The organism is Streptomyces soli (assembly GCF_003999195.1).
Lineage (GTDB): Bacteria > Actinomycetota > Actinomycetes > Streptomycetales > Streptomycetaceae > Actinacidiphila > Actinacidiphila soli.
In genome coordinates this window covers 24763-30895 of record NZ_RJVR01000260.1, presented here as the reverse complement: position 1 = coordinate 30895, position 6133 = coordinate 24763, and the positions used below count along the sequence as shown (strand labels likewise).

The 6133-nt window shown below is 68.7% G+C and carries 5 protein-coding genes; 3 read left to right on the top strand and 2 right to left on the bottom strand.

What is annotated here, in order from left to right; translation table 11 throughout:
* Positions 1 to 160: 160 nt before the first annotated feature.
* Together EFK10_RS27715 and rpsT are read right to left on the bottom strand one after the other, a co-directional pair.
* On the bottom strand, positions 161 to 724 hold the full coding sequence (locus tag EFK10_RS27715; RefSeq protein WP_240677499.1) for a hypothetical protein: 564 nt from the start codon (positions 722 to 724) through the stop codon (positions 161 to 163).
* 516 nt (positions 725 to 1240) lie between these two features.
* Positions 1241 to 1507, bottom strand: a complete 267-nt coding sequence (gene rpsT / locus EFK10_RS27710) for a 30S ribosomal protein S20 (RefSeq protein WP_127358398.1) — start codon at positions 1505 to 1507, stop codon at positions 1241 to 1243.
* Between the two features lie 176 nt (positions 1508 to 1683).
* Between rpsT and lepA the strand changes: the two genes are divergently transcribed.
* From lepA to EFK10_RS27695, 3 genes are all read left to right on the top strand, one after another.
* Positions 1684 to 3549 carry a translation elongation factor 4 gene (gene lepA, locus EFK10_RS27705; protein WP_127358397.1) on the top strand — a complete coding sequence of 622 codons (1866 nt, stop codon included), beginning with the start codon at positions 1684 to 1686 and terminating at the stop codon, positions 3547 to 3549.
* A 92-nt stretch (positions 3550 to 3641) separates the two neighbouring features.
* A complete protein-coding gene (locus tag EFK10_RS27700; protein ID WP_240677498.1) occupies positions 3642 to 3995 on the top strand; it encodes a hypothetical protein in 354 nt (117 codons plus the stop codon).
* A gap of 215 nt (positions 3996 to 4210) precedes the next feature.
* Entirely contained in the window at positions 4211 to 6091 is a 1881-nt protein-coding gene (locus tag EFK10_RS27695; protein ID WP_127358396.1) for an AMP-dependent synthetase/ligase, read from the top strand.
* The last annotated feature ends 42 nt before the right edge of the window (positions 6092 to 6133 follow it).

The following is a 6133-nucleotide window of genomic DNA, read 5'->3' as shown; positions in this document are numbered from 1 at the left end:
GGGCCGTCTGGCTTCCCGATGTCCCGACCCGCGGGTGACCGGCCGGGCCAGCGGATGTTGCGCGCCGCGCCCGGCCGGCTGCTCCAGGACCGGAGCAGCCGCACGGGCGGGAGGCGCGCCCGGCCGGCCCCCCGGCCCCCCGCGCCGATCGCCGCTGGCGTCAGGTCGCCTTGAGCTTCTCCAAGGTGGCCTTGGTGTCGGTCTTGAGCCATTGGGTGGCCTCGTCGACCTGGGGCGGGTTCGTGTCGCTGTCGTAGGAGGAGAGGTAGACGCTCCAGCTCATCTGGTAGGTCATCCAGCCGTCGCGGACGGCGAGGGTGGCGGCGCGGGAGCCGGTGGTGGAGCCGCTGGTGGTGTCCTCGGTGACGACGTAGGCCTCGTCGCCGATGCCGGTGATCTTCTCGACCTTGTAGCCGTCGTAGCGGTCGCCGTAGTTCTGCCATTGGGCGGTGAACTCGGGGCCGGGGTCGGTGGTGTGGTGGAGGTCGACCTGGAGGGAGAAGTAGGCGTCGGAGTAGGACGAGCTGGTTTTCTTCAGCGAGATGCTGCAGTAGCTCTCGTCGAGGGCGTCCGCCTTGAGGGCGCTGTGGATGGGGCTGCTGTCCTCCTGCGGGTACTCGTTCTTGAAGGAGGAGTAGTCGACCGAGGAGCAGAGGTCGGACGTGGCCTGGTAGCCGCGCGCAGGTCCGCCTGGGGGTGTTGTCGCCGCCGAGCAGGAAGACACCGCCGGCCCATAACGCGGAGGCGACCACGGCGCCGAGCAGGATCCACAGCACAGCCCGCCCGGCTCCGCCGGATCTGATCGGGGGCGGCGGGGGCGTGTAGCCGCCGGCTGGGGCGGTACGGAGGGCGGCGGGCCGTAGCCGCCGGGCGACTGCGGGTTGGGGTACGGATAGGCGCTCGGCTGTGCGGGCAGCGTGGGCTGAGACGGCGGCTGGGAGGGCGGCGCGGACGGCGGCTGCGACGACTGTGGCTGCTCAGGCGGCGTGGACATGACGTGACGATAAAGCGGCACATAGTCATCCCGGCGCCGGTACGCCCAGATCGTTACGGGTGCATGACGAAGCCCCCGCACCGACCGGTACGAGGGCCTTCGTTTCCCTGCCCCCGCGTGGCGAACGCAGGCCGCGGGCAGGGTCTGAGCTTGTGGTGCCGGTCCGGGCGGTAGAGGGGCCGCTAATTCCGGTTTCCGGCGGGTGATGCGTAAAGCGGGTGATGCGTAAAGCGGCGAAACGGAAGGTCAGGCGTTGATGCCGGAGACCTGACCGGCCAGCGCCGACTTCTTGTTGGCGGCCTGGTTCTTGTGGATGACGCCCTTGCTCACGGCCTTGTCGAGCTTCTTGGCGGCCAGACGGGCAGCCTCGGTGGCCTTCTCGACGTCACCGGAGGCCACGGCCTCACGGGTGCGGCGGATGGCCGTCTTGAGCTCGGACTTGACGGCCTTGTTGCGCAGGCGCGCCTTCTCGTTGGTCTTGTTCCGCTTGATCTGGGACTTGATGTTCGCCACGAAAGAGCCTTTTCCTTCATTCGTTCCGGGTGAGCGCCTCGGATTGGAGGGCACGAAGCGCAGTGGTTCAGGCTACCAGCCGTGCCACCGGCGGCCCAAACCGACGTCGGGCCGCGGACATGGGACTATGGAGGCCGACATCCTTGACGTATCGATCCGACCAGACTGGACCCTGCGTGCCCGCGACCCCTCTCCACGTGCCGGAGCCGAGCCGTACCGACCCGGCGCTGATCCGCAACTTCTGCATCATCGCGCACATCGACCACGGCAAGTCGACGCTCGCCGACCGGATGCTCCAGCTGACCGGTGTGGTGGACCAGCGGCAGATGCGAGCCCAGTATCTGGACCGGATGGACATCGAGCGTGAGCGCGGCATCACGATCAAGTCGCAGGCCGTCCGCCTGCCCTGGGCGCCGACCACCGGCGAGGGCGTCGGCAGCACCCACATCCTCAACATGATCGACACCCCGGGCCACGTGGACTTCACGTATGAGGTCTCGCGCTCGCTCGCGGCCTGCGAGGGCACGATCCTGCTGGTCGACGCCGCCCAGGGCATCGAGGCGCAGACCCTGGCCAACCTCTACCTGGCGATGGAGAACGACCTCACCATCGTCCCGGTGCTCAACAAGATCGATCTGCCGGCCGCGCAGCCCGAGAAGTTCGCCGAGGAGCTCGCCAACCTCATCGGCTGCCAGCCCGAGGACGTACTCAAGGTCTCCGCGAAGACCGGCATCGGCGTGGACGCGCTGCTCGACCGCGTGGTCCGGGACGTCCCGGCGCCGGTCGGCGTCAAGGAGGCCCCCGCCCGCGCGATGATCTTCGACTCGGTGTACGACTCCTACCGCGGGGTCGTCACGTACGTCCGGGTCGTCGACGGACAGCTCAACAAGCGCGAGCGCATCAGGATGATGTCCACCGGCGCCACCCACGAGCTGCTGGAGATCGGTGTCTCCTCGCCCGAGATGACCCCGGCCGACGGCCTCGGCGTCGGCGAGGTGGGCTACATCATCACCGGTGTGAAGGACGTCCGGCAGTCCAAGGTCGGTGACACGATCACCTCCCTCGCCAAGGGCGCGACCGAGGCGCTCGGCGGTTACAAGGACCCCAAGCCGATGGTGTTCTCGGGCCTGTATCCGCTGGACGGCTCGGAGTACCCGGACCTCCGCGAGGCCCTGGAGAAGCTCCAGCTCAACGACGCCGCGCTGGTCTACGAGCCGGAGACCTCCGCGGCCCTGGGCTTCGGCTTCCGCGTGGGCTTCCTCGGGCTGCTGCACCTCGACGTGATCCGCGAGCGCCTGGAGCGCGAGTTCGGCCTCGACCTGATCGCCACCGCCCCCAACGTGGTCTACCGCGTGATCATGGAGGACGGTAAGGAGCACACGGTCACCAACCCGAGCGAGTTCCCCGAGGGCAAGATCTCCGAGGTCTACGAGCCGGTCGTACGGGCCACGATCCTCGCGCCCACCGAGTTCATCGGCTCGATCATGGAGCTGTGCCAGACCCGCCGCGGCACGCTGCTGGGGATGGACTACCTCTCCGAGGACCGCGTCGAGATCCGCTACACCCTCCCGCTCGCCGAGATCGTCTTCGACTTCTTCGACCAGCTGAAGTCCAAGACCCGTGGCTACGCCTCGCTCGACTACGAGCCCACCGGCGAGCAGTCGGCCAGCCTGGTCAAGGTCGACATCCTGCTGCACGGCGACAAGGTCGACGCCTTCTCCGCCGTCACCCACAAGGACGCGGCGTACGCGTACGGCGTGCGGCTCGTCGCCAAGCTGCGCGAGCTCATCCCGAGGCAGGCCTTCGAGGTGCCCATCCAGGCGGCCATCGGCTCCCGGGTCATCGCCCGCGAGACCATCCGTGCCATCCGCAAGGACGTCCTCGCCAAGTGCTACGGCGGTGACATCTCCCGTAAGCGGAAGCTGCTGGAGAAGCAGAAGGAAGGCAAGAAGCGGATGAAGATGGTCGGCTCGGTGGAGGTGCCGCAGGAGGCGTTCATCGCGGTGCTGTCCAGCGACGAGAACGCGGCCAAGAAGAAGTGATCCCGGGGGCTTCGGCCCCCGAGACCCCCGCCGAGACACCCCTGGACACCCCTGGGCCACCCCGTAATCTCCCTTGTGTGGCAAATGGGTGATTGGCGAAAAAGCCGGGCATTCGCGGTTTCTGGTGGGCCGCTGTCGCCGTTACCCATGGTGACAGCGGCGAAGGGCGCTGCTGCGGAAGGGGAATTGAAGTGAAGTACACGAAGGCCGTCGCGATCGTCGCCGGTTCCATGATCGCGCTGGGCGCGGCGGGTGCGGCGCCGGCGTTCGCGGACAGCGGCACGGTGCCGCTGGGTGACGGTGCGATGAAGCTTCTGGAAGCCAAGGATGCGATCACCAAGAACGGTCTGAAGGCCGTCGCCGGCAAGGCCGGCGAGGTGCTGGGCGGTGTGGGCAAGGCCGGCGGCACGTCCCCGATGGTCGGTGGCCTGCCGCTCGGCGGCTAGTGCGCGGGTCGGCGGGCCCGCCGATTCCGGGTGGGTCCGCCATTTTGCGTGGACGCGTGTCCGCATACGTGTATGTGTCACGCACCTCGCTCGTCACGGTTGCATCGCGGCACCCGTAGCCCCTTACAAAGCGGGAGTCATTTCTCTACCCTGATCACGACTCGGTGGTTACTCACGAGTTAACCCAGCAAAGAGGCGGGCTCCCGGAGGTTGTCGTGACGGACACGCAGACGTTGATCGAGAATCGGCCGCCCTCCGTGGCGACGCTCTTCCTTGAGCGGGTCGAGGCGACGCCCGACGCCGATGCGTACAGCTACCCGGTACCCGCGGCGGCCGGCGGCGGCTCCGAGGAGTGGCGGACGCTGACCTGGGGGCAGGCCTCGAAGAGGGTCTTCTTCATCGCGGCCGGTCTGATGGACCTGGGCGTACGGCCCGAGGAGCGGGTGGCGATCGCCTCGGCGACCCGTGTCGAGTGGATCCTGGCCGACCTGGGCATCCTGTGCGGCGGCGCGGCCACCACCACCGTCTACCCGAGTACGAACGCGGACGAGACCGCCTTCATCCTGGCGGACTCCGGCAGCCGGGTGCTGATCGCCGAGGACGCGATGCAGCTGGCCAAGGCCGTCGAGCGGCGCGGTGAGCTGCCCGAGCTGGCGCACGTGGTCGTGATCGACCCGGCGGGCGCCGAGCTCGGCGACGACGGCTGGGCGCTGTCGCTGGCCGACCTGGAGCAGCGCGGAGCGGCGTACCTGGAGAAGAACCCGGACGCCGTGACGAAGGCGGTGGCCTCGCAGACCCGGGACCAGCTCGCGACGCTGATCTACACCTCCGGCACCACGGGCCGCCCCAAGGGCGTACGGCTGGCGCAGGACGCGTGGTCGTACATGGGTCGGGCGATCCAGGCGATCGACCTGCTGACCGATGACGACGTCCAGTATCTGTGGCTGCCGCTGGCGCACGTCTTCGGCAAGGTGCTGATCGCCGGGCACATCACGGTCGGCGGGGTCGTCGCCGTGGACGGCCGGGTCGACAAGATCATCGAGAATCTGCCGGTGGTACGGCCGACGTACATGGCGGCCGTGCCCCGGATCTTCGAGAAGGTCTACAACGGGGTCGCCGCCAAGGCCCGCGCGGGCGGCGGCGCCAAGTACGCGATCTTCAAGTGGGCGGCCGAGATCGCCCGCGAGTACGGCAAGGTGACCCAGGACAACTTCCGGCGCACCGGCACCCCCAGCGCGCCCTTCGGCCTGGCCGCGAAGCACGCGGTCGCCGACAAGCTCGTCTACGGCAAGCTCCGCGAGGCCTTCGGCGGCCGGCTGCGCGCCTGCGTCTCCGGCTCCGCGGCCCTCGCCCCCGAGATCGGCTACTTCTTCTCCGGCGCCGGCATCCACATCCTGGAGGGCTACGGCCTCACGGAGTCCAGCGCCGCGAGCTTCCTCAACCCCGGCGAGGCCTACCGCACCGGCACCGTCGGCAAGCCCTTCCCCGGTACGGAGGTCCGGATCGCGGAGGACGGCGAGATCCTGCTGCGCGGCCCCGGCATCATGCAGGGCTACCACGGGCTGCCGGAGAAGACGGCGGAGGTGCTGGAGTCCGACGGCTGGTTCCACACCGGCGACATCGGCGAGCTGTCCCCCGACGGCTACCTCAAGATCACCGACCGCAAGAAGGACCTGATCAAGACCTCGGGCGGCAAGTACATCGCCCCGGCCGAGGTCGAGGGCCAGTTCAAGGCGGTGTGCCCGTTCGTCAGCAATGTGCTGGTCATCGGCGCCGACCGTAACTTCTGCAGTGCGCTGCTCGCCCTCGACGAGCCGACGATTCTGGGATGGGCGACGGAGAACGGCCTCGACGGCAAGCCGTACGCCGACGTCGTGACCTCGGAGCAGGTGCGCGAGCTCATCGCCGGCTACGTCCAGCGGGTCAACGACGGTCTCCAGCGCTGGCAGCAGATCAAGACCTTCCGCGTGCTGCCGCGTGACCTCGACGTGGAGCACGGCGACCTCACGCCGAGCCTGAAGCTCAAGCGGCCGGTCGTGGAGCGGGAGTTCAAGGACCTGATCGACGACATGTACGCGGGCACCCGCGAGGCGTAAGCGTAGGCACGAACGGGGCCACGGCCTCGTCAAGGGCGCGGC